The sequence below is a fragment of the Chloroflexaceae bacterium genome (genome assembly GCA_025057155.1).
Taxonomy (GTDB): Bacteria; Chloroflexota; Chloroflexia; order Chloroflexales; family Chloroflexaceae; genus JACAEO01.
Genome location: JANWYD010000003.1, coordinates 159,967 through 180,159 on the forward strand (window position 1 = coordinate 159,967; position 20,193 = coordinate 180,159).

Genomic DNA, 20,193 nt, shown 5'->3' on the forward strand with positions numbered 1-20,193 from the left:
CCTGATCCTGTCTGGCGCGCTGGATCTCGGCGTGCCGCGCGCAGGGCCAGAAGGCGCCGCAAACGAAGGAGAACCGCATATGCTGAAGGCCGCCCTGTTTCGCGTCGGACTTATTGCTCTCTTTGGATTGGCGCTTGGCGCCTGCGCCTCCGCGGTACCGCAGCCGGCGCCGACTCAGAGCGCCGCTACGGCGCCTGCTCAGACCGCCGCTGCTCAACCCACTACTGGCGCGGCGAAACTCGTCGTCTCATACAACACCCCCGAACAATGGGCCAACTGGGGCGCTGTCCTGCGGGCTTTTACACAGCAGACCGGCATCCAGGCCCCGTCTGACCCGAAGAATTCCGGGCAGACCCTGGCCGCCCTTGAAGCCGAGGCCGCAGCGCCGCAGGCCGACGTTGCCTACTTCGGGATCGTCTTCGGAATCGAGGCCGCGGAGAAAGGACTGGTCGCGCCCTACCAACCCCCTGGCTTCGCCGATATCCCTGCCGGTTTGAAGGACCCCGAGGGCCGCTGGATGACTGTGCATCAAGGGGCCATCGCCTTCCTGGTCAACACCGACGCCCTTGACGGTGCGCCGGCGCCACAGTGCTGGGCCGACCTGCTCAAGGCCGAGTACGCTGGCAAGGTCGGCTTTCTCGACCCGACCCAGGCTGCAGTGGGCTACTCGGTGATCACGGCGGCGAATCTGGCACAGGGGGGCACGTTGGAGAACTTCGATCCCGGCGTCGCCTACCTGAAGCAACTCGTCGCCAACGGGCTGAGTCTCCCCGCTCAGACGGCCACCGCCCTCGTGCAGCAAGGCGAGATCCCTATCCTCATCGACGCCGACTTCAACGGCTACAAGCTGCGCAACATCGATAAAGCGCCGGTCGAGGTGGTAGTGCCGTGTGAGGGCAGCATCAGCATCCCCTACGTAATGTCGCTCGTGGCCGGCGCGCCGCGTCCTGATGCGGGCAAGGCGCTGATTGACTTCGCTCTTTCTGATACCGGCCAGCGGCTGTTCGCCGAGAGCTATTTGCGCCCGGTGCGCAGCGTTGAAGTGGCGCCGGAGATCAAGGCGGGGATGCTGCCTGCCAGCGAGTATGAGCGCGTCAAAACGCCCGACTACGCCCGGATGCGCGCGGTGCAGAAGCAGGTCGTTCAGCGCTGGCGCGACGAGGTGGCCAGGTCGTAATCGCCTGGCCGGGTCGTTGTTCCGGCTTGATTACCGCAGGCGTGCTATGCGCGGTCTTGCAGCCGGCATTAACAGGGGCGCCGCTTCCGCGGCCAGCATGGGCGGCGGGCAGTGGCGGGCTGGAGCGGGAGCGGCGCTTCTCGCCGCCCCTCTCCTCCTCACCCTGTTCGCCCTGCTCATCTGGCCGCTCGTGGTGCTTGCCCTGCGCAGCCTGGGCGCGCCGGAAGGGGTGGGGGTCTCTGTAACAACGTATCTGGCGGTTCTGCGTGAACCACGCTACTGGCGCGTCCTCGGCAATACGGCCCTGCTGGCTCTGGTCTCGACCATTGGCGCCCTGGCGCTCTGCACCCCGGCGGCGATCTACCTGGAATGGCAGCGTGGCAGGTTGAGTCGCGCGCTGGCCGTGCTGCTGACGATCCCGCTGAGCCTGCCGGGAATTGTCATCGGCTTCTTCGTTATCCTGTTATTCGGCCGCACGGGCGTGGTTGTCAGCCTCGCCGGAGCGCTGCTCGGCGAGCGGCCCCCTCCGCTTGCCTACAACTTCTGGGGGTTGCTCGTCGGCTATATTTACTTTCAGATCCCCCGGGTCGTGCTCGTGCTGCGCGGCGCCGTCGCCACTATCGAGCCTGACACGCTCGACGCGGCCCGCACCCTGGGCGCGCCGCCCTGGCGGGTCTACACCGCCGTCATTCTGCCCGTCCTGCGCCCGGCGCTCCTCGGCGCTGCCAGCCTGAGCATGGCAACGGCCTTCGGGGCCTTCGGCACCGCAGCCACCCTCAGCCGTGGCTACCGCGTGGTGCCGCTGGAGATCGCCGCCGCCTTCACAGAACGCTTCGAGCCGCAACTGGCGGCGACCCTTAGCCTCTTGCTGGCGCTCTTCACCACCGTTTTGCTCTGGACCATGGGGCGGCTGGGCGCGCCTCGTCGTACCGAGCAGCGCCGGTGACGCCCGCTATGCGCAGGCGCACGCAGGAGGGTCCTGGCCTTTTGAATGTAGAAGGTGCCAGCGGCTATGTCTAGAAGACCACATCTACCAGCCGACCCGGTGGTGCGCATTGGCGGCGCCTTTGCGCTGAGCGCCGCGGCCATCTGCTTGCTGCCCATCCCGGTGCTGCTCGCCGTAGCAACGACACCCGCCTGGCAGCAGGGACCCTGGGCCGGCGGCTTCACCCTGCGCTGGCTGGCCGAGAGCTGGTCAAGCGTCGGTCCTTACGCCAGTTACAGCCTGCGCCTGGCGCTGCTGACCCTCGTCCTTGACACCCTGCTCGGCCTGCCGGCGGCCTGGGTCATCGCGCGCACGGCCTTTCCGGGCCGGGGAGCGCTCCTGGCCCTGATTAACCTGCCCCTGGCCGTTCCCGGCATTGCTCTCGCCCTTGCCCTGATTCTGGCCTATCCCACATGGCGCGCCGGGGGCTGGCTGCTGGTTGCCGGGCATGTGCTCTACACCCTTCCCTTCTTCATCGGGACCCTCGCGCCCGCGCTGGCTCAGCCTGAGTTGCAGGAGCGTGAGGCGGTCGCCGCCACCCTGGGGGCCAATCGCCTGCAACAGTTCGCCCGGGTGACCTTGCCCGCGGTGCGCCCGGCCGTGCTGGCCGCGGTGATCATCGTCGTCACCCTGTCGCTTGGCGAATTCAATGTGTCGTTTTTTCTCTTCACACCAACCGCTAAAACGCTGCCAATTGACCTTTACGCCGCCTATATCACCGGACGGCTAGAGATCGCGGCCGCGGCCACGGTCTGGTTTCTGGCGCTGGTCATGCCGGCAACGATTGCCATCGAGCGGTTGGGACGCGCACGGGTGGGACAGGTATGAGCGTACAGACCAAGCCCGCTCCGCTGGTGCTGGAAGGGCTGTCTTTCGCCTACGGCAAAGCGCCGACGATCCGGGATGTCTCGCTGGCGGTGGAACCTGGAGAACTGGTGGTACTGGTAGGTCCCTCAGGCTGCGGCAAGTCAACCTTGCTCCGTCTGGTGGCGGGGCTGTTGCGTCCCGCTAGCGGTCGCATCCGGCTTGACGATGTTGATGTTGCGGGCGTGCCCCCCGAGCGTCGCCAGGTGGGCTGGGTGCCGCAGAGCTATGCCCTTTTCGAGCACCTGAGCGTGGCTGAGAACATTGCCTTCGGCCCGCGGATGCAGGGTTGTAGCCGCGCCGAGCAGCGCGAGCGGGTGGCGGCGTTGCTCGCCTTCTGCCAGCTCTCCGAACTGGCTGAGCGACCGGTGCGCTCGCTGTCGGGCGGCCAGCGTCAGCGCGTGGCCATTGCTCGCGCGCTGGCGGTGCGCCCGCGCGTCCTCCTTCTCGACGAGCCGCTCGCCGCACTCGACCTGCAACTCCGCCATGAACTGCGCGGTCGCCTCGTCGAATTGATCCGGGCGAGCGGAGTCACAACCCTCTTCGTGACGCATGATCAGAGCGAGGCCCTGGCCGTGGCAGACCGTATCGCCGTGCTGCATGCCGGGGAGCTTATGCAGTTCGGAACGCCGCGTGAGCTATGGGAACGCCCCCGTAGCGCCTTTGTCGCCCGCTTCCTTGGCGCAGCCACGGTCGTCGAAGCCCGGCGCGTTGGAGCTGCGCGTCTGGAGATCGCGCCGGGACTTCAGGTGGAGGCGCCGGAGCAGCGCCTTGATGGACACGAAACGCAGGTTGCCATTGCCCTGCGCCCGGCTGACCTGCAATGGGGCCGGCCAGGCGCCCGCGCAACCGTGGCCGGAGTCGAGTATGTTGGGGGCGGCTATCTCTTGCTGGTTGACCTGCCAGGAGGGCTACGGCTGCGCTGCGTAGCCGATCAGCCCGCGCCTATCGGGTCGGTCGGCACTGTGGGCGTGAGCCCGGCAATGCGGGCGACGATTGTTGGCACATGAGCGCAACCCTCACCATCCTGGGCTGCCGCGCCGGCGCTCCGGCAAACGGCGCGGCAGCGTCGGGCTATCTCATTCAGAGCAACCACGCGACCATTCTGGTAGACTGTGGCCCTGGCGTGGCCCTGACCCTGGCCAGCCTGGACCCTCCTCCCATCCTCGACGCAGTGATCGTGAGCCATCGCCATGCCGACCACTGCGGCGATCTACTGGCCCTCGCCTACCAGCGTTGCTTCCCTGAACCGCACTCTGCGCTGCCGCTGTTTGGCCCGCCCGACCTTGCTGCGATCCTCGATGGCCTTGATCGCCTGTTTGGAATACCAAGCCTGCCGGCGCTCACCCGCCCCCTGCGTCATAGCTTTGCGTTCTATCCGGTCACGCCGGGTGACACCTTTGTCGCCGCGGGAGTGCTGGTCGAGACCTGCGCGGCCTGCCATCCCGTGCCTACCCTCGCCATGCGCTTCCCTGAGCTGGGTCTGGCCTATACCGCTGACACGGCCCTGACGGAGACGCTGATCGAGCATATGGACCGGGCCGCCGTTCTGCTCGCCGAGGCGACGTACCCCACCGACGCCGGGCGCGACCTGGAGCGCCACGGGCATATGACCGCGGCCCAGGCCGGAGAACTCGCCCAACGCGCCGCCGCTGGACGCTTGCTGCTCACCCATCTGGCCGCCCCGGCGGATGCGGACGAGACGTATCAGGCCGCCGCACGGCGCTATGCCGGGGCGATTACGGTCGTTACGCCGGGATTGCGGGCGCCATTGGAAGTATAATGGTAGCATAGTAGCGTTATGTTCTATCAGGAAGGAGCGCCTCCTATGCTTCCCCCCACCGTGCGGCCCGCCGACCTGGACGAGAACAGCCTCGAACGTCTGCGGAACCTGGAGCAGGAGCTTGGCAGCGTGATTGTGGCCTACAAGACTGACAGCCCCTTCGCCCACCTGAGCGAAGATCAGCTTCAGCGGCTCAAAGCGCTGGAGCAGGAGCTTGGCGTCGTGTTGCTGGCCTTCAAAACTCCTGTACCAGCGTCGTGAGCGCGGCGCTGCGCTCGGAAGCGTAAATTACGGGTTTCTGGCATTCACCGCAGAAGATACGATTGGCCGCGGAGTCTGTCCGGGGTCGTGCGCCTACAGATGCAGCGCGCCCCTCAGTGCGCCGGCTCACCTCGCGGGGAGCGCGTAGACGCCCTCCGGCGCCAGCCGCAAGGCCACCGGCGCGCCCGGCACGCCCGGCGGCGCTTGCAGTTCAAATGTCAACCGCGGCCCTGCGGCGCAGTGCAGTTCGACCCGGTAGAACCGGCCCCGGAACTGCGTCTCGCCAACGGTCCCCGTGATCCAATCGCCCTTACCATCGCCGCTTGCCCGCGCAGCGTCGGGGTAGATGACCACAGCCACGGTCTGGCCTGCACGCAGGCCCGCTGCCGCGCGGCATGCCAGCGGCCCAAGAGGCGTCTCCACCCGCCCGTCGGCGCCTAAGGTTCCTCTGAGGATGTTGCTCAAGCCGAGGAACTGGGCGGCCCACACGCTTGCTGGTTGCCGGTATATTACCTCTGGCGCGCCGAACTGCTCAACCCGCCCGGCGTTGAGCAGCGCTACCGCGTCGGCCAGGGCAAAAGCCTCCTCCTGGTCGTGAGTGACATACAGGGTTGTCACCCCCACCGCGCGGAGGATGTGCCATAGATCGTCCTGCAGGCGCTCGCGCAGGGTGCGGTCGAGGGCTGCCAGGGGTTCGTCGAGCATCAGCAGACGCGGGCGCGGGGCCAGGGCGCGCGCCAGGGCCACACGCTGCCGTTCTCCGCCCGACAGCTCGTAGACCCGCCGCGCGCCGTAGCCCCGCAGGCCCACCAGGTCGAGCAGGTCGGCCACGCGGCGCTCGCGTTCCGCCCGCCCCAGGTCGCGCAGCCCGAAGGCCACGTTGCCGGCCACATCGAGGTGCGGGAAGAGGGCATAATCCTGGAACATCAGCCCGAAACCCCGCCGGTGCGGCGGCACGCCGTCAACCGGCTCGCCCGCCACGCGCACTGTTCCGCTATCCGCCGGTTCCAGCCCCGCCACGATGCGCAGCAGGGTCGTCTTGCCACCCCCCGAGGGGCCAAGCAGCGCCACAATCGCGCCCGCCGGCGCCTCAAGGCTTACATCGCGCAGCACCGGCGCGTCACCGTAGGTTTTGCAAATCCGCTCGAGGGCGAGAAAGGTCAACGCTCCCGACTCGCGCGGAGCGCGTTGATGGCGGCCTGCTGGCTGGTCCATTTGAGCGGCGGCAGTTCGTCGAAGGGCACCACGCGGGTATGGCGTCCTTCGTGACTGCCGGTTAACGCGCCGCCGACAGAATCGGCAGCGAAGCTGAAGACGATGTAGAACATGCGCGGATCGCCATACGAGGGGCCGTGGGTGTAGGTGAGAAAGCGCAGCGCGCCGAGACGCAGGCCGGTCTCCTCTTCGCCTTCGCGAATGGCCGCGTCGGCGGGATCTTCACCGTACTCAACGTGGCCGATCGGCAGGTGCCAGATCCCCCGGTCAGGCTCGATGTCGCGCTGCACCAGCACCACCCCGCCCTGGTGAAAAATAACTACTGTCGAGGCGATATTCGGCAGCGGGTAGTGCGTCCAGCCGCACGCCGGGCAGCGCTGCCGGCGCATCTCGAATAGCTGCGCCACCTCCAGGGGGGTAGCGCAGCGCGGACAGAAGCGGAAGCGGTAGCGTTCGGGATAGTCTTCGATCGTTGGGAGAGGCATTGGTTTGGATTTTGGATTTTGGATTTTAGATTTTGGATTATAGCAAATCGAAAATCCCAAATCCCAAATCCCAAATCCAAAATCTATAATCCCAACAGCGTGCGCAACTCACCGACACTATGGGCCAGCGCGTCGGGTTCGGCGGCTTCAAGCGCCTCGCGGGCGCCGTAGCCATAGGTCACGGCAATGCAGGCGATGCCATTGGCCCGCGCGCCGGCCACATCATACACCGTATCGCCCACCATCACGCAGGCGTCACGCTCCTCGGGCCGCATGCGGTCGAGCGCCGCGGCGATAATGTCGGCCTTGGCGCTGAGAGTGGCGTCGGGCGAGGCCCCGAAAGAGGCGTCGAAATAGCTCGTCAGGCCGAAGTGGTCGAGGATCGCCTCGGCCATGCTGTGCAGCTTGGAGGTGGCCAGAAAGAGGCGGCGCCCCTCCGCCCGCAGGTCGCGCAGGAGTTCGGGAATGCCGGGGTAGACCCGGTTCTCGTACATCCCGATCGCGCCGTAGCGTTCGCGATACGCATGCACGCCGCGCATGGCCAGTTCTTCGTCGCCAAGGTAGGCGCGAAAGCTCTCGTGCAGCGGCGGCCCGATCCATGAGCGCAGGGTCGCATCATCGGGCGGGTTGACGCCCAGGCGCTCCAGCGCATACACAAAGGTGCGCGTGATGCCCTCGTAGGGGTCGGTCAACGTGCCGTCCAGATCGAACAGGACAGCGCGGTAGCGGGAAAAGGTCATGGTGTGGATTCTGGGTGTTGGATTGCCGCTGTTCGATATAGGCTGCGGGCTGCCGATGCAAAGCCCGCCTTTGCGGGCTATACCAGATGTATCTCTTCGTAAGGGGTCGCCGGGCGCGACGCGCGCCGTGTCTCACTATACCACTCGATTTTCCGGGTCACAATCCCGGCGCGGCAGGCGGCATCATGGTATACTGAAATATATATCTCCCTGTTATCTGCGTCAGATGCTTACGCGGCTGCGCCGCAAAACACCGGCGTGCAACAGCGTGGTCCTGAGAGCGTAACCCCTCCCCCATCCTCCCGCGCTCGCATCAGGCGCCGGCGCCACTTCGACAGAAAGGCATCCAACGGCATGCTCTCTTCCATCAGCGACGTGCGCGACCTGCTGGCCACTCAGCAGTATATTGCCTCCGACGAGATCGCCACCGCCATGTTCCTGGCCGACAAACTCGGCAAACCGCTGCTCGCCGAAGGGCCGGCCGGGGTTGGCAAGACCGAACTGGCCAAGAGTTGGGCCGGCGCGACCGGCCGCGAGTTGATCCGCCTGCAATGCTACGAGGGCCTTGATGAGACCAAGGCGCTCTACGAGTGGGAGTATGCCAAGCAGTTGCTCTATACCCAGTTGCTCCGGGAGAAGTTGAGCGATCTGCTCGGCGACGCCAGGACGCTGCGCGAAGCCGCCGACCGGCTGGCCGGCGAGGAGGATGTCTTCTTCTCCGAACGCTTTCTGCTGCCGCGCCCCCTGCTCCGGGCGCTGACCAGCGAGCGCCCGGTGGTCCTGCTGATTGATGAGATTGACCGGGCCGATGCCGAGTTTGAGGCCTTTCTGCTGGAGGTGCTCAGCGATTTCCAGGTCTCCGTGCCCGAACTGGGCACCATCAAGGCCCGGCATATGCCCACGGTGCTGCTGACCTCTAACAACACCCGCGAATTGAGCGAGGCCCTCAAGCGCCGCTGCCTCTATATCCATATTGATTACCCCGACCTGGAAAGCGAACTCCGCGTCGTGCAGCTCAAGGTGCCCGGCCTGGCGCCGCGCCTGGCGCGGCAGGCGGTGGAGCTGGTGCAGCGGCTCCGCGAGATGGATCTGAAGAAGCACCCCAGCGTCAGTGAAACGCTCGACTGGGCCAGGGCGCTGGTGGAACTGAACAGCCACCAGCTCGACAAGGCCACCCTCGACACGACCCTCAACGTGCTGCTGAAGTACGAGAGCGATATTCGCCGCGCCCGCCGCGCCCTCCAGGGCGGCCCCGACCGGCCCGAGCGCCCCGACCGGCCTGACCGGCCCCGGGGCGGCTATCGGGGCGGCGAGTGGACGAATTGATATCGCCCGATCGGAGTGAGCATGGATCGTCGCATCACTGAGTTTATCGCCGCCCTGCGCGCTGCCGGGGTGCGGATCAGCCTGGCCGAGTCCGCCGACGCGATGCGCGCCGTCGAGCAGGCGGGCATTACCAACCGCGACCATTTTCGCCTGGCCCTCCAGACCAGTCTGATCAAGGACGCGAAGGACTTTGGCACGTATCAGGAGTTGTTCCCCCTCTACTTTGGCAGAGAAGCTCCGCCTCCGCTGCAACCGGCCGGCGGGGGCCAGCTCTCCGATGAGCAGCGTGAGCAGTTGCTGCGCCAGCTCCAGCAGATGCTCGCCCAGCTCAGCCCTCAACATCTTGCCAGTCTGTTCCGCTCGATGCTCACGGGCGAGCCGGTGTCCGGGCAGGAGCTGCGGGCCATGCTCGGCCAGGCAGGGCCGCCGATGATGAGCAACCAGCGCTACCGCGAGTGGATGACCCGCCAGGCCCTGCGCGAGTTGCAGTTCAACCGGCTCGAACAGGCCCTGCGCGACCTGCTTGAGCGGTTGCGACAGGAGGGCATGGCCGAGGAGACCCTGCGGGCCATCGAGCAGGCCGCTCGCGAGAACCAGCAGGCCCTCGCCGAGCAGATCGGCCAGGAGGTGGCCCGTGAAATGGCCGACATGGCCCGCGGCGAGGGGCGCGTTCGCCCCCGCCAGCGCTCCGAGGCCGAATTGCTCGACCGTCCCTTTGAGCGCCTCGACGAGTGCGATCTAGCCGATATGCGCAAGATCGTCAATCGCCTGGCCGCCCGTCTGCGCACCCGTCTCGCCCTGCGCCAGCGGCGCGGCAAGATGGGCACCCTCGATGCCAAAAACACCATCCGCACTAACCAGCGCTTCGGCGGCGTGCCCATGATCGTCAGGCATCGCAAACGTCATCTGAAGCCAAAGCTGGTGGTTTTCTGCGACCGGAGCGTCTCCACGCAGCATGTGATGACCTTCATGCTGCTGATGATCTACTCGTTGCACGACCAGCTCAGCCGCACCCGCTCGTTCGCCTTTATTGACCGGCTCTATGATATGACCATGTACTTCGCCGAGTCCCGGCCTGAGGAGGCCATCGAGCGGGTGATGCGCGAGATCCGCCCCACCCGCAGCTACAGCACCGACCTGGGCAACGCCCTCGGCCAGTTTGTACGCGACCATCTAAGCGCGGTTGATCATCGCACCACGGTGATCGTCCTGGGAGACGCGCGCAATAATGAGAACGACCCGAACCTGGAGGCTTTCGAGCAGATCAGCCGCCGGGCGCGGCGGGTGGTCTGGTTCGCGACCGAGGAGCGCTGGAAGTGGGGGGTCTATGACCCCGGCTCGCTGAGCAGCGACATCTATCGCTATGCGCCGATGTGCGACGCGCTGCACGAGGTCACCAATCTGCGCCAGTTGGCCGATGCCATTGACCGCCTCTTCGTGCGTTGAGGCCGCTCTGGCCGCCAGGGATCGGCTGCGCCAGCGCTTCGGCCTTCCCAGGGCCGCCGCAGAGTCTCTGTGGCTTGCCCCGGACTCCTGACCGAATCAGGCGACTACGCCGCGCCAGATCCTCTCCTGGAGGCGGATTGACAGCGGCTCCGTCGGCCTTCCTGGCGCCCATTGACACTCCGACGCCAGAATGGTACCATAACAGAAGCATTCTTAAGCAATTTGCTCTACTATGGTTGCACTATGCGCATCTCCAGCAAGGGCGATTACGGTCTGCGCGCTCTGTTCGACCTTGCCCAACGCTACGGCAAGGGGCCGGTGCAGAGTGAAGACATCGCCAGACGCCAGGGTATTCCAATCAATTATCTTAATCAATTACTGATCACTATGCGCCGCGCGGGGCTGATCGAAAGCCTGCGCGGCCCGCAGGGCGGCCATATGCTCGCCCGCGCTCCTGAGCTGATCACGCTGCGCGATGTGCTCATCGCCCTGGAAGGGCCGTTGCTCCCCGGCGACGGCACGCGCGAGGATCTGGTCCCCGGCGTCCCCGAGGATCACGACCTGATTGACGAGGTCTGGAGCGAACTCCGGGCGGAGATCGAGGCCCTCCTGAGCCGCACCACTCTCGATGACCTCTGCCAGCGGAAACGGCAACGGGCCGGTTCGGTGATGTATTACATCTGAGGTGGAAGCAGACTATGCCTGGGGTGCAATCCTCCGGGTTGCACCCGGCTATTGCATCACAACCCCAGCCCCAACCCCTCCAGCCAGAAGCGCAGCCACGACATGCTCCCCAGCATGAGCAGCGTGGGAACAATCGCTACCACCCCCGGACGGGCGAGCTGCCGCAGGTCAGTTACCGAGCCTTCATAGCCCATTACCAGACTGGTCAATAACAGGGCCATCAGGTAGAGCACGCCGGTGATGCCGAAGAAGGCCAGGAAGGCCAGCGGCCAGAACATCACCTGCAGATTGCCGTAGATGGCCGCCAGGGCCAGCAGATTGACGGCGATGATGCCCCCCAGTTCCCACCAGTTCCGCAGCACTGGCTGCTGGTCATCCACGTCCCTGCGCAGGGTCTTTACCAGGATGATGTGCAGCAGCACGGCGATGAAGATGCCCATGCCCATCCCGGTCAGCGTGCGCAGAAAATTGTCCGGCGGGTAGAGGTGCGGCCGTCCCAGGTCCACAAACAGCGAATTGAAGCCGTCCACAGCCATAATCGCCACGAAGAGCAGCAGGGTCGCCACAATGGACCAGGGCGGCAGGCCCCCGGCGCGTCCGCGGCCTATGGAGTAGATATAAAGCATGGTGAGCATAAAACTCAGGTAGATGCCGCTGTTGCGGGCGCAGAGGGGAAACTGTAGATCGCCGAGGAAGATATTGTGTTGCTGAGCGCAGACGCCGTGAACTACAGCATACATCTTCCATTCCAGGGGCGCGCCGGGCCAGAAGAACAGCGCCGCCAGGAGCACGGCGACGAGCGCGCCGAGGAACCAGCGCCAGGGCCGTTCGCTACGCGCCTCGATGCGCGCATCGGCGCTATGACGCTCGCCGATGCGCTGCCAATCGGAAGAAGGAGACGTCATTGGATGGCCTTGATCTGTTCCGCAAGCGCGCGCTCGTTCAGCGCCCCGATGTGCCGGGCGCTGATCGTGCCGTCGCGATGGATAAAATATGTGATCGGCAGGCTGGTGACCGCGTAGCGGTCGCCGATGTCACCACCGATGTTCGCGATGAGCGGAAAGGTGACAGGCGTCGTTGCTGTAAAACGGGCAATGGCCGCCGGCAATTCATTGCGGTTTACCGCCAGCACCGCCAGGTCCCCTTCAGCGGCTTCGTAGGCTGCCTGCAGGATAGGCATCTCTTCCACGCAGGGCAGGCACCAGGTGGCCCAGAAGTTGAGTACGACCGGCGTGCCGCGAAGGTCGCTGAGGCGCACCGTCGCTCCATCGGGGAGCGTGTAGCTGAAATCGGGCGCCGGGTCCCCGCTCGCGGGAGCGCCGTGGCCCCGGTCAAGCAACCGGCTCTCGGTGGCGATCACCACGCCGCCCGGCGGTGGCACGGCCGGCGCGGTGGCGGCGGGTTGCCGGCCACAGGCCGCCAGGGTCGCGGCGATAAGCACGATGACGATTAAACGGTTCATGCCTTTATTATAACCCGGCGTAGAGCCGTCCCGCCGGGACGGCTCTACCTGACGACGGCCGCCCGCCGGGACGGCTCAATCCACAATCCGCGCCAACTGGCCGCGGCGGAAGACGATCACCACCTGCGACACGTGGTACCGTTTATGGGCTCCGGTAAACACGACCCCATCATATCCGTGACGGTCCAGCCACCATTCGGCAGCCTGCGCCGGGTCGAGGTCAAGGCCCAGACCGCGCGCCTCGGCGCGAATGGCTTCCAGGCGCAGGGGCCACTCTTCCAGGTCACAGATGAAGGGGCGTTCCAGGCGCACGCGGAAGCGTTGGGGCGCGACACCAGGCAGCAAGCGATGCCACCACGGTCGTCCGCCTTCGCGCCCCTCGCGCAACGGCGCCAGGGTGATCCCCCGTCCGACGGGGGTATGCTCCTGCATCAGCGTGTCGCGGTAGAGACGATAGGCGCCACGCGCCTGCGACCCGGCGGCCCATTCGGCCGCCGAGCGCGCATCGAGCTCCAGGGGCGTGTCGTCAAGGTCGGACACGCGGGGAATCCGCGGCGGGGCCATGATCTGGATCTGCGGCAACGGCTGCTCGGGCAGGGGGACGCCGTGGGCGTCGAACCAGGCGGCATAGGCTACGCGCATCGGCCCATCACGGCGCAGCCCGAAGCGAAAGCCGCGCCGCTGGCGCCCGTACATCGCGCTTGAGTCGGCGACCACCTCCACCAGCAGGGTGTAACCGCCGCCGCGCCCCGGCGCGGGAAACCAGCGCACCGGCGCGCGGAAGTGATAGGTTACGTCGTTGCCCGTGCCAGTGCGACCGACGGCCTCCCAGCCTCGCCCGACCAGCCCGCTCCAGCCGCCGCGCACGGCCCGCAGCGGCGGGTAGATGGCCACCACATCGGCGGGGCCAGGCGGCTCGTCGCGCTCCCACAGCCCGGGCGGCGTCGCTCCTGAGACCGGCAGCCGCACCGTGCCGCCGATCACTTCCTGCGGCACACCGGCATTGGCCAGCTTTACCGTGGCGCCGGTGGTGGCCGGCAGGAGAGGCGCCAGCGGATCAGGATCGGGGGCGTGGGGGAGCAGTTGCGCGCCACAGTGAATACAGAAGCGCGGCGCGCCCGGCGGAAGGTCCTCGCCGCATTGAGGGCAGGTGGTCGCGTGCGCCGGGGGCATACGGCTCACCTCTTGTGGAGATGTGGAGGTGTGGAGATGTTCTCGGATCATTTTACAGCTTTACACCTCCACACCTCCACGCCTCCACGGACCGGTCACGAGGACGCGGCCGAACCCGGCTCCCCCGCCGCGCCCTCGTCGCGCACCACCGGGCTCGTCACGCGCCGGCCCCGGCCCGTCCAGCTCAAGATGGGATTGCTGCCAGTCTGTAGATGGTCAATCACGCTCAGCAGCACAAAGCCCGCCAGGGCAATCGCCAGGGCCAGCCAGAACTCCGGCGTTGCGACATCGGGGAGCACGTTGCGCTCACGCAGCGGGATTACCTCGCCATGGCGGTCGAGGGTGGTTTCCAGCACTTCTTTCCAGGGCCAGATCTTGCGCAGCGAGCCGACCATGAAGCCCATCAGCACCGCCACGGTGACATTATGGTAATCCCGAAGCAGCCAGCTCAGCAGCCGCACGAAGCCCAGCAGCCCCACCACGGCGCCCAGGGCCACCGGGATGATCGCCAGCAGGTTCAGATCGGAGACCGCGTCGAGCACGTAGGCGTACTGGCCCAGGATCAGCAGGATAAACGAACCGGAGATCCCGGGCAGAATCATCGCCATAATCGCCACAGCGCCGCTGAAGAAGAGCGTGATCGGGTCGTGGGGCATAGTCAGTGGCACCAGGCCCACGAGGAAATAGGCCCCCACCGAGCCGATCAGCAGCGCCGCTGCCGACGAGGGGCGCCAGCGCACCGTTGCGCCCACGGCGATGATCGAGGCCAGAATCAGGCCGAAGAAGAATGAAAAAAGGTACACCGGCTGGTTCTCGAGCAGGTAGCGCATAAGACGCGCCATCGAGAGCACCGCTACGCCGATCCCCAGCCCCAGGGGGATAAGAAAGCCCCAGGGAATCTGGGCCAGCGCCTCGCGCCAGCGGAACTGCCCGATCAGCCGCAGCAGCTTCAGGTTGAACGCCTTGATTGCCGCCAGCAGGCGCTCATAAATGCCCAGGATAAACGCCATTGTGCCGCCCGACACGCCGGGGATCAGGTCGGCGATGCCCATCGCGAAACCAGTAAAAAATAGGCGCAGCGGCGAAAAGGATCGCGATTCGGTCTCCGGTGCTGCCATGCGCTATGCTCCGTGTGTAGGCAAATAAACATGCGCCCCACGCCAGGACGCCACCGGCGAGTATACCCCAGCCGTATTACGGCGTCAATTGATGATGGGTGAGAAAATCGTCAGGACGGGCCGGGCGTTGCGCTCGCAGCGCAGGCGGGCGATCAGCTCGTCCGGCCATGGCTGTCGCCGGGAAGCGCGGCGCCTGTCACCGGCGCGCTGCCGGAATGACGTCGTTCGCGCCGGACAGATGGTGAGGGCGACGACCAGGAATGCTAACTGGTGACCCGATGCCCGTCCGGATGTTCTGGACCAGTTCCACCCGCTGCGCGAACCCGGCGGGGCTGGCCTGGAAGAGGGGGAAGGACAGCGATGCCAGTTGCGGTTCCCTGTCAGGTTTATGTCAGATAGTCAGGCGACATCCGCAGGCCAGGTCAATCGTGATCGGAGCGGCGAGGGTGCGACGGGGCCGGTCTGGCGCGTCGTGGTAGACCAGACCGGTGCGCGGGTCTACGACCAGCACGTCGCGTACTCCGCAGGCCAGGTAGAGCAGTATAGCACGAAGGCCAGGCGCTGGCGGGCTTATCGCGGGATTGATACGACGTCTGTCTGGCAGCGGGTCGGGGGCTTGCCCCGGAGATATCGGCATCGGCCCTGAGGCTCATCGCAGACTCGCCTCGCGCGCCATCTGGCGACCGCGCTCGGTGAGGGTAAGCGCCGGTCCCGCGCGGCGCACCAGGCCGCCGCGCTCGGCGCGGCGCACCACCTCCTCGGCGAAATCAGCGCGCCAGCGCAGGTCGCTGCTCAGATGGCGCAGGCTGCACTCCTCGCTGGCCTCGGCGGCGCCCTCATGGTTCAACAGGTGCAACGTGAGCATCTGCTGCGCGAATTCCCACCGCTGTCGTTGGCGCCGCGCTGCGCCCGCTACCAGCCCGCGTCCGGGGGCGAACAGCAGGGCCAGCCCGAAGGCCACCCCGGTCATCGTCGCCATCGCTCCCCCTACCGAGACATCCAGCCAGTGGGCGACCCGGTAGCCTGCGATGGCGCTCGCTGCGCCGATCAACACGCTCAGCAGCAGCATCACCGGCAGCCGGTCGGTGAGCAGGTAGGCGGCCGCGGGGGGGGCGACCATCAAAGCGATGACCAGGATTGACCCCACGGCGTCGAACGCTCCCACTGCCGTCACCGAGACCATAGTCATCAGCCCGTAGTGGACCAGCGTGGGCGCGAAGCCCAGCGCCGCCGCCAGGCCGGGGTCAAAGCTGGTTAGCTTCAATTCCTTGTAGAACAGACCGATCAGCGCCAGGTTGATCGCCAGGGTGCTTGTCCCGATCAGCAGCGCGCGCGGTACATCCAGTCCCCACAACATCACCCGGTCGAACGGCGCGAAGATCAGTTCGCCCAGCAGAACGCTGTCCACATCGAGGTGGACGTTCCCGGCGTAGCGCGAGATAAGGATCACCGCGATGCTGAACAGGGCCGGAAAGACGATGCCGATCGCCGCGTCTTCGCGCACCAGGCCGCTGCCGCCCACCAGTTCAACCAGGGCGACGGTGATCACCCCCATCGCTGCCGCGCCAACAAACAGCAGCGGGGAGCCGAGCGTGCCGCTGATGAAGTAGGCCAGCACGATGCCCAGCAGCACCGTGTGGCTGATCGCGTCGCTCAACATCGCCATGCGCCGCAGCACCAGAAACGCCCCCGGCAGGGCGCAGGCCGTGGCCACGATAACGGCGATGAGCTGCACTTCAAGTTCCGGAGACATACTGATGAACCAGGCTATTGATGGCCCAACCTTCGGATTGCGCCCGGCCTCTCCGGGCGTCACGCCCCGGAGTGGTTGGAAGGCGGTGAAACCGGGTTTCTCCGCGCCCCTGACCCTCTCGGTGCGCTGCTCCTATTCCACCGGCGCGATCAGTTGCCGGCGCCGCCAGGCTGACCATAGCAGGCCCCGTTCCGGGGCCATGAGCAGCGAGACCAGGGTGATCGCCGTCAGGCAGAGAACCACTGCGGGGCCGGTTGAGATGCCGCGCGCAGTGGCGCTGATCACCGCTCCGACCACTCCCGCCCCGGCGCCGAAAGCCGCCGCGAGCAGCACCATCGCGCTGAGGCGATTGGTCCACTGGCGGGCCGCCGCCGCCGGCGCCACCAGCATGGCGCTCATCAGCACCACTCCCACCGCCTGCAGGCCAATGGCGATGGCCAGCACCATCAGGGTGGTCAGCAAGACGCTCAGGAAGCCGGTCGGCATCCCCAGGCTGGCGGCGTACTCCGGGTCAAAGCTGAGCAGCTTGAACTGCTTCCAGAGCAGGGCCACGCACAGCAGCGCCGGGACGCCCAGCAGGGCCATCACCCGCAGATCCTCTTCCACCAGAGCAGCCGCCTGCCCGAACAGAAAGGTCTTCAGCCCGGCCTGGGCCGCGTTGGGGTGTTTCTGCAGCGCCGACAACAGCACCAGCCCTAACCCGAAGAAGACCGCCAGGGTCATCGCCAGGGCGCTATCTTCCTTGATCCGGCTGGCCCGCGTGATGCCCAGGATCAGCAGCGCGGCCACCCAGGCGGCAACCGTCGCGCCAATAAGCAGCACCAGCGAGTCGCGCTGGCCGGTGAGCCAGAACGCCAGGGCGATGCCGGGCAGGGCCGCGTGCGACATTGCGTCACCCAGGAGGGCCTGGCGGCGCAGCACGGCGAAGCAGCCAAGCACGCCGCTTACCACGCCCAGCAACGCCGCGCCCAGGGCGACGGTGCGCAGGGTGTAGTCGGTGAAGAGAGCCGTCAGGAGTTCCATACCCTTGCCGAACAGGGCGGACCTTTCAGTCTCCCCAAAGAGACCGCAATCCAAAATCCAAAATCCAAAATCCAAAATGATCTTAATCCGTTGCCGTAGAGAGGGATTGTCCCGTGACCTCGGAGAGCCGGTTTGCGCCCACCGGCCCGGGGAAGGCGATTCGCCCGCCATAGGTGGCTCGCAGGTTGGCCTCGGTGAAAACCTCCTGCACCGGGCCGCTGGCGATGCGTCGCACATTGATCAGCGTGACCCAGTCGAAATACTCCGGCACGGTTTGCAGATCGTGATGCACGACGATAACCGTGCGCCCGCGGGAGCGCAGGTCGCGCAGCAGGGCGATGATGGCCCGTTCGGTCACGGCGTCAACGCCCTGGAACGGCTCGTCCATCATGTAGATCTGCGCGTCCTGCACCAGGGCGCGGGCCAGGAAGACGCGCTGCTGCTGGCCGCCGGAGAGCTGGCTGATCTGGCGGTGGGCGAACTCGGCCATGCGCACCTTGTCGAGGGCGGCGAGGGCCTGCTCGCGCTCGCGGGCGCCGGGGCGGCGGAACCAGCCCAGGCTGCCGTAGCGGCCCATCATCACCACATCGAGCACAGTGGTGGGAAAATCCCAGTCCACACTGCCGCGCTGGGGCACATAGGCCACCAGGCGCCGCTGCTCGGCGTAGGGCCGCCCGAAGATCAACGTCTGCCCGGCGGCGGGGCGCACCAGCCCCAGGGCCGCCTTGATCAGCGTGGTTTTGCCGGCGCCGTTCGGGCCGACGATGGCCATCAGCACGCCAGCGGGCACGAGCAGATCGACATCCCAGAGCACAGGCCGATCACGATACGCGACGGTCAGATCGGTGATTTCGAGGGCAGGCGGCATCTGGAACTCCTTGTTCTGATTGTATTTCAGCGCCGAGAAGAGCTGAGAAGCGTACAGATCTCCCGGAAAGACCGGTTGGGGCAGGGCGCTGCGCGCCCTGCCCGCCCAGCGCGGCGACGATGGTATCAATGTTGTGGCGCATCATGCCGAGGTACGTCCCGGCGGGCGTATCCGGGGCGCCAAGGGCGTCGGAGTAGAGTTCGCCTCCCAGGAGCACTTCGCGGCCCGCGGCGCGCACGGCTGCGCGCACGGCCTCGATAGTGCGCGGGGCAATCGTGGTTTCCACGAAGATCGCCGGCACGTTACGCTCCAGAACCAGGCTGGTCAGGGCCTGAATATCGGCAGTGCTGGCTTCGGTGGCGGTGCTGATGCCCTGGATCGCCTCAACCTCGAAGCCATAGGCCCGCCCAAAATAGCCGAAGGCATCGTGCGCGGTGACGAGGATGCGCCGCTCGGGCGGGATGCGCGCAACCTGGCTGCGGATATAGGCGTCGAGTTCGTCGAGTTGCGCCACATATGCAGCCGCATTTGCATTGTAGCGTTCGGCATTCGCGGGGTCGGCGGCGATCAATGCGTCGCGGATGGCCTGGACGGCATCCCGCCAGAGCTGGACGTCGTGCCAGACATGGGGATCATAAGTCTTGCCCGTTTCACCTTCCCAGGCCAGGAGCCTGTCGGCGGGGAGCGTTTCGGCAACCGCCACCACCGTGGCGGCGCCCCGCTGGCCGAGCTGGCGCAAGAACCGCTCCAGTTGCGCCTCCAGATGCAGGCCGTTGTAGAAAATCGCCTCGGCGCGCTGGAAGGCGCGGATGTCGCTCTCGGTGGCCACGTAGGTGTGCGGGTCAATGCCCGGACCGAGGAGCACGCGGAGTTCGACCGCATCGGCGGCGATGGCGCGCACGGCATCACCGATCTGCCCGGTGGTGGCGACGACGCGCAGTTTCCGCCCTCCCTCCTCGGCAACGACCCGGGCGCCGGTGCAGGCGCTGAGGATCGGCGCCACCAGCGCCAGGATGCTCAGCCACACCAGTCCTCGCAGACAGGCGCCCATGCTGTCCCCACTCAAAAAAGTTCTTTGGACGAGCGACTTTAGATTTAGCCTTGCCTAAAATAGCATGCCGCCGGTCCCTTGTCAAGAGGGCGGGGGAACTGCGATTGCAGATTGCGGATTGTGGATGTTAGATGGCGAGATATGGCCCACCGATGAGACCCGGCGATGATGCGCATGCGCAGTGTTCAACAGGGATTCGGTCAGGAACAGGTACAACCCGATGTCTCCCGCTCCTGCCCGGTGGAGAGGAAATGCGCTGACCCCTGCCATATCGGCAGGGGTCAGAAGCGGAAATCGGACCGGAGTTCAGACGAGCTTCGGGAAGGCGCGGCAGACGTAGCCCGGCATTATGCGCCGTCAGGCGAGCGCCAGTTCGCCCTCGGCCTCCGCGACGCGGGCCGGGGCGCGGCGGGCGGCGCGGCGCAGGCGATCCTCGATCTGAGCCAGCAGTTCGTCGCTCTCCACCGAAACGGCGGCGGCTGCCTCGCGCAGCGTGAGCATGCTGGTCCTATCAATACGCGCCTCGCGCAGGAAGCTGCGAGCCTCGGGGATCTGCTGAATGACCTGCTCAACCGTGATGTTTTCGAGATTGCCGTTGCGCATTGTAGTTCCTCCTCAGGGTATGGCGCTTCTTCTATGACTCCCGTTGTCGGCCCCGTCGCCGATGCCGGGGGGCGGTGGTACCGCCGCTGTGCATCCCTAGTATAGCGGATGTTTTGTATGAAATCAACAAGATTGAAGGCTTTTAATTTGTATATTTCGTACAAAAATCGGCGGGG

Annotated in this window: 22 protein-coding genes; 9 read left to right on the forward strand and 13 right to left on the reverse strand. The window is 66.2% G+C overall.

What is annotated here, in order from left to right:
• The first annotated feature begins 79 nt into the window (after positions 1-79).
• The 6 genes from NZU74_03320 (at position 80) to NZU74_03345 (ending at position 5,070) form a co-directional block, all read left to right on the forward strand.
• Positions 80-1,177 (forward strand): extracellular solute-binding protein, encoded by a 1,098-nt coding sequence (locus tag NZU74_03320; GenBank protein ID MCS6880340.1) that lies wholly within the window; start codon positions 80-82, stop codon positions 1,175-1,177.
• A gap of 46 nt (positions 1,178-1,223) precedes the next feature.
• The gene (locus NZU74_03325; GenBank protein MCS6880341.1) at positions 1,224-2,123 is read left to right on the forward strand and encodes an ABC transporter permease subunit; all 900 of its coding nucleotides are present in this window, start codon (positions 1,224-1,226) and stop codon (positions 2,121-2,123) included.
• A gap of 66 nt (positions 2,124-2,189) precedes the next feature.
• On the forward strand, positions 2,190-2,990 hold the full coding sequence (locus tag NZU74_03330; GenBank protein MCS6880342.1) for an ABC transporter permease subunit: 801 nt from the start codon (positions 2,190-2,192) through the stop codon (positions 2,988-2,990).
• Entirely contained in the window at positions 2,987-4,036 is a 1,050-nt protein-coding gene (locus NZU74_03335; protein ID MCS6880343.1) for an ABC transporter ATP-binding protein, read from the forward strand. Before NZU74_03330 ends, NZU74_03335 begins: the two co-directional genes overlap by 4 nt.
• Positions 4,033-4,809, forward strand: a complete 777-nt coding sequence (locus tag NZU74_03340; protein MCS6880344.1) for an MBL fold metallo-hydrolase — start codon at positions 4,033-4,035, stop codon at positions 4,807-4,809. Before NZU74_03335 ends, NZU74_03340 begins: the two co-directional genes overlap by 4 nt.
• A gap of 45 nt (positions 4,810-4,854) precedes the next feature.
• On the forward strand, positions 4,855-5,070 hold the full coding sequence (locus tag NZU74_03345) for a hypothetical protein (protein ID MCS6880345.1): 216 nt from the start codon (positions 4,855-4,857) through the stop codon (positions 5,068-5,070).
• 126 nt (positions 5,071-5,196) lie between these two features.
• Here NZU74_03345 and NZU74_03350 read toward each other — a convergent pair whose 3' ends face one another.
• The 3 genes from NZU74_03350 to NZU74_03360 form a co-directional block, all read right to left on the reverse strand.
• Positions 5,197-6,285, reverse strand: coding sequence for an ABC transporter ATP-binding protein (locus NZU74_03350; GenBank protein ID MCS6880346.1), 1,089 nt, complete (start codon positions 6,283-6,285; stop codon positions 5,197-5,199).
• Complete coding sequence (locus NZU74_03355) at positions 6,231-6,770, reverse strand: NUDIX domain-containing protein (GenBank protein MCS6880347.1); 540 nt, start codon at positions 6,768-6,770, stop codon at positions 6,231-6,233. The genes NZU74_03350 and NZU74_03355 overlap by 55 nt, the downstream gene beginning before the upstream one ends.
• 83 nt (positions 6,771-6,853) lie before the next feature.
• Positions 6,854-7,510: an HAD family hydrolase gene (locus NZU74_03360; GenBank protein ID MCS6880348.1), complete on the reverse strand. Its 657-nt coding sequence runs from the start codon at positions 7,508-7,510 to the stop codon at positions 6,854-6,856.
• A gap of 354 nt (positions 7,511-7,864) precedes the next feature.
• On the opposite strand from NZU74_03360, the gene NZU74_03365 reads away from it, so the two are divergent.
• From NZU74_03365 to NZU74_03375, 3 genes are all read left to right on the forward strand, one after another.
• Positions 7,865-8,836 carry a MoxR family ATPase gene (locus tag NZU74_03365; GenBank protein MCS6880349.1) on the forward strand — a complete coding sequence of 324 codons (972 nt, stop codon included), beginning with the start codon at positions 7,865-7,867 and terminating at the stop codon, positions 8,834-8,836.
• Between the two features lie 21 nt (positions 8,837-8,857).
• Entirely contained in the window at positions 8,858-10,282 is a 1,425-nt protein-coding gene (locus tag NZU74_03370; GenBank protein ID MCS6880350.1) for a VWA domain-containing protein, read from the forward strand.
• A gap of 243 nt (positions 10,283-10,525) precedes the next feature.
• A complete protein-coding gene (locus tag NZU74_03375; GenBank protein ID MCS6880351.1) occupies positions 10,526-10,966 on the forward strand; it encodes an Rrf2 family transcriptional regulator in 441 nt (146 codons plus the stop codon).
• A 56-nt stretch (positions 10,967-11,022) separates the two neighbouring features.
• Here the strand turns inward: NZU74_03375 and NZU74_03380 are convergent, their stop codons facing one another.
• The 10 genes from NZU74_03380 to NZU74_03425 form a co-directional block, all read right to left on the reverse strand.
• Positions 11,023-11,871 (reverse strand): DUF2085 domain-containing protein, encoded by an 849-nt coding sequence (locus NZU74_03380; GenBank protein ID MCS6880352.1) that lies wholly within the window; start codon positions 11,869-11,871, stop codon positions 11,023-11,025.
• Positions 11,868-12,428 carry a TlpA family protein disulfide reductase gene (locus tag NZU74_03385; GenBank protein MCS6880353.1) on the reverse strand — a complete coding sequence of 187 codons (561 nt, stop codon included), beginning with the start codon at positions 12,426-12,428 and terminating at the stop codon, positions 11,868-11,870. Before NZU74_03385 ends, NZU74_03380 begins: the two co-directional genes overlap by 4 nt.
• A gap of 75 nt (positions 12,429-12,503) precedes the next feature.
• On the reverse strand, positions 12,504-13,601 hold the full coding sequence (locus NZU74_03390; GenBank protein MCS6880354.1) for a zinc ribbon domain-containing protein: 1,098 nt from the start codon (positions 13,599-13,601) through the stop codon (positions 12,504-12,506).
• A 95-nt stretch (positions 13,602-13,696) separates the two neighbouring features.
• The gene (locus NZU74_03395) at positions 13,697-14,719 is read right to left on the reverse strand and encodes a DUF368 domain-containing protein (protein ID MCS6880355.1); all 1,023 of its coding nucleotides are present in this window, start codon (positions 14,717-14,719) and stop codon (positions 13,697-13,699) included.
• Between the two features lie 391 nt (positions 14,720-15,110).
• Positions 15,111-15,356, reverse strand: coding sequence for a hypothetical protein (locus tag NZU74_03400; GenBank protein MCS6880356.1), 246 nt, complete (start codon positions 15,354-15,356; stop codon positions 15,111-15,113).
• Positions 15,357-15,368: 12 nt separating this feature from the next.
• A complete protein-coding gene (locus NZU74_03405) occupies positions 15,369-16,472 on the reverse strand; it encodes a metal ABC transporter permease (GenBank protein ID MCS6880357.1) in 1,104 nt (367 codons plus the stop codon).
• 132 nt (positions 16,473-16,604) lie between these two features.
• Positions 16,605-17,495: a metal ABC transporter permease gene (locus tag NZU74_03410; protein ID MCS6880358.1), complete on the reverse strand. Its 891-nt coding sequence runs from the start codon at positions 17,493-17,495 to the stop codon at positions 16,605-16,607.
• Between the two features lie 82 nt (positions 17,496-17,577).
• Entirely contained in the window at positions 17,578-18,363 is a 786-nt protein-coding gene (locus NZU74_03415; GenBank protein ID MCS6880359.1) for a metal ABC transporter ATP-binding protein, read from the reverse strand.
• Positions 18,317-19,429, reverse strand: coding sequence for a zinc ABC transporter substrate-binding protein (locus NZU74_03420; protein MCS6880360.1), 1,113 nt, complete (start codon positions 19,427-19,429; stop codon positions 18,317-18,319). Before NZU74_03420 ends, NZU74_03415 begins: the two co-directional genes overlap by 47 nt.
• 342 nt (positions 19,430-19,771) lie before the next feature.
• Complete coding sequence (locus tag NZU74_03425; GenBank protein MCS6880361.1) at positions 19,772-20,017, reverse strand: hypothetical protein; 246 nt, start codon at positions 20,015-20,017, stop codon at positions 19,772-19,774.
• Positions 20,018-20,193: the final 176 nt, after the last annotated feature.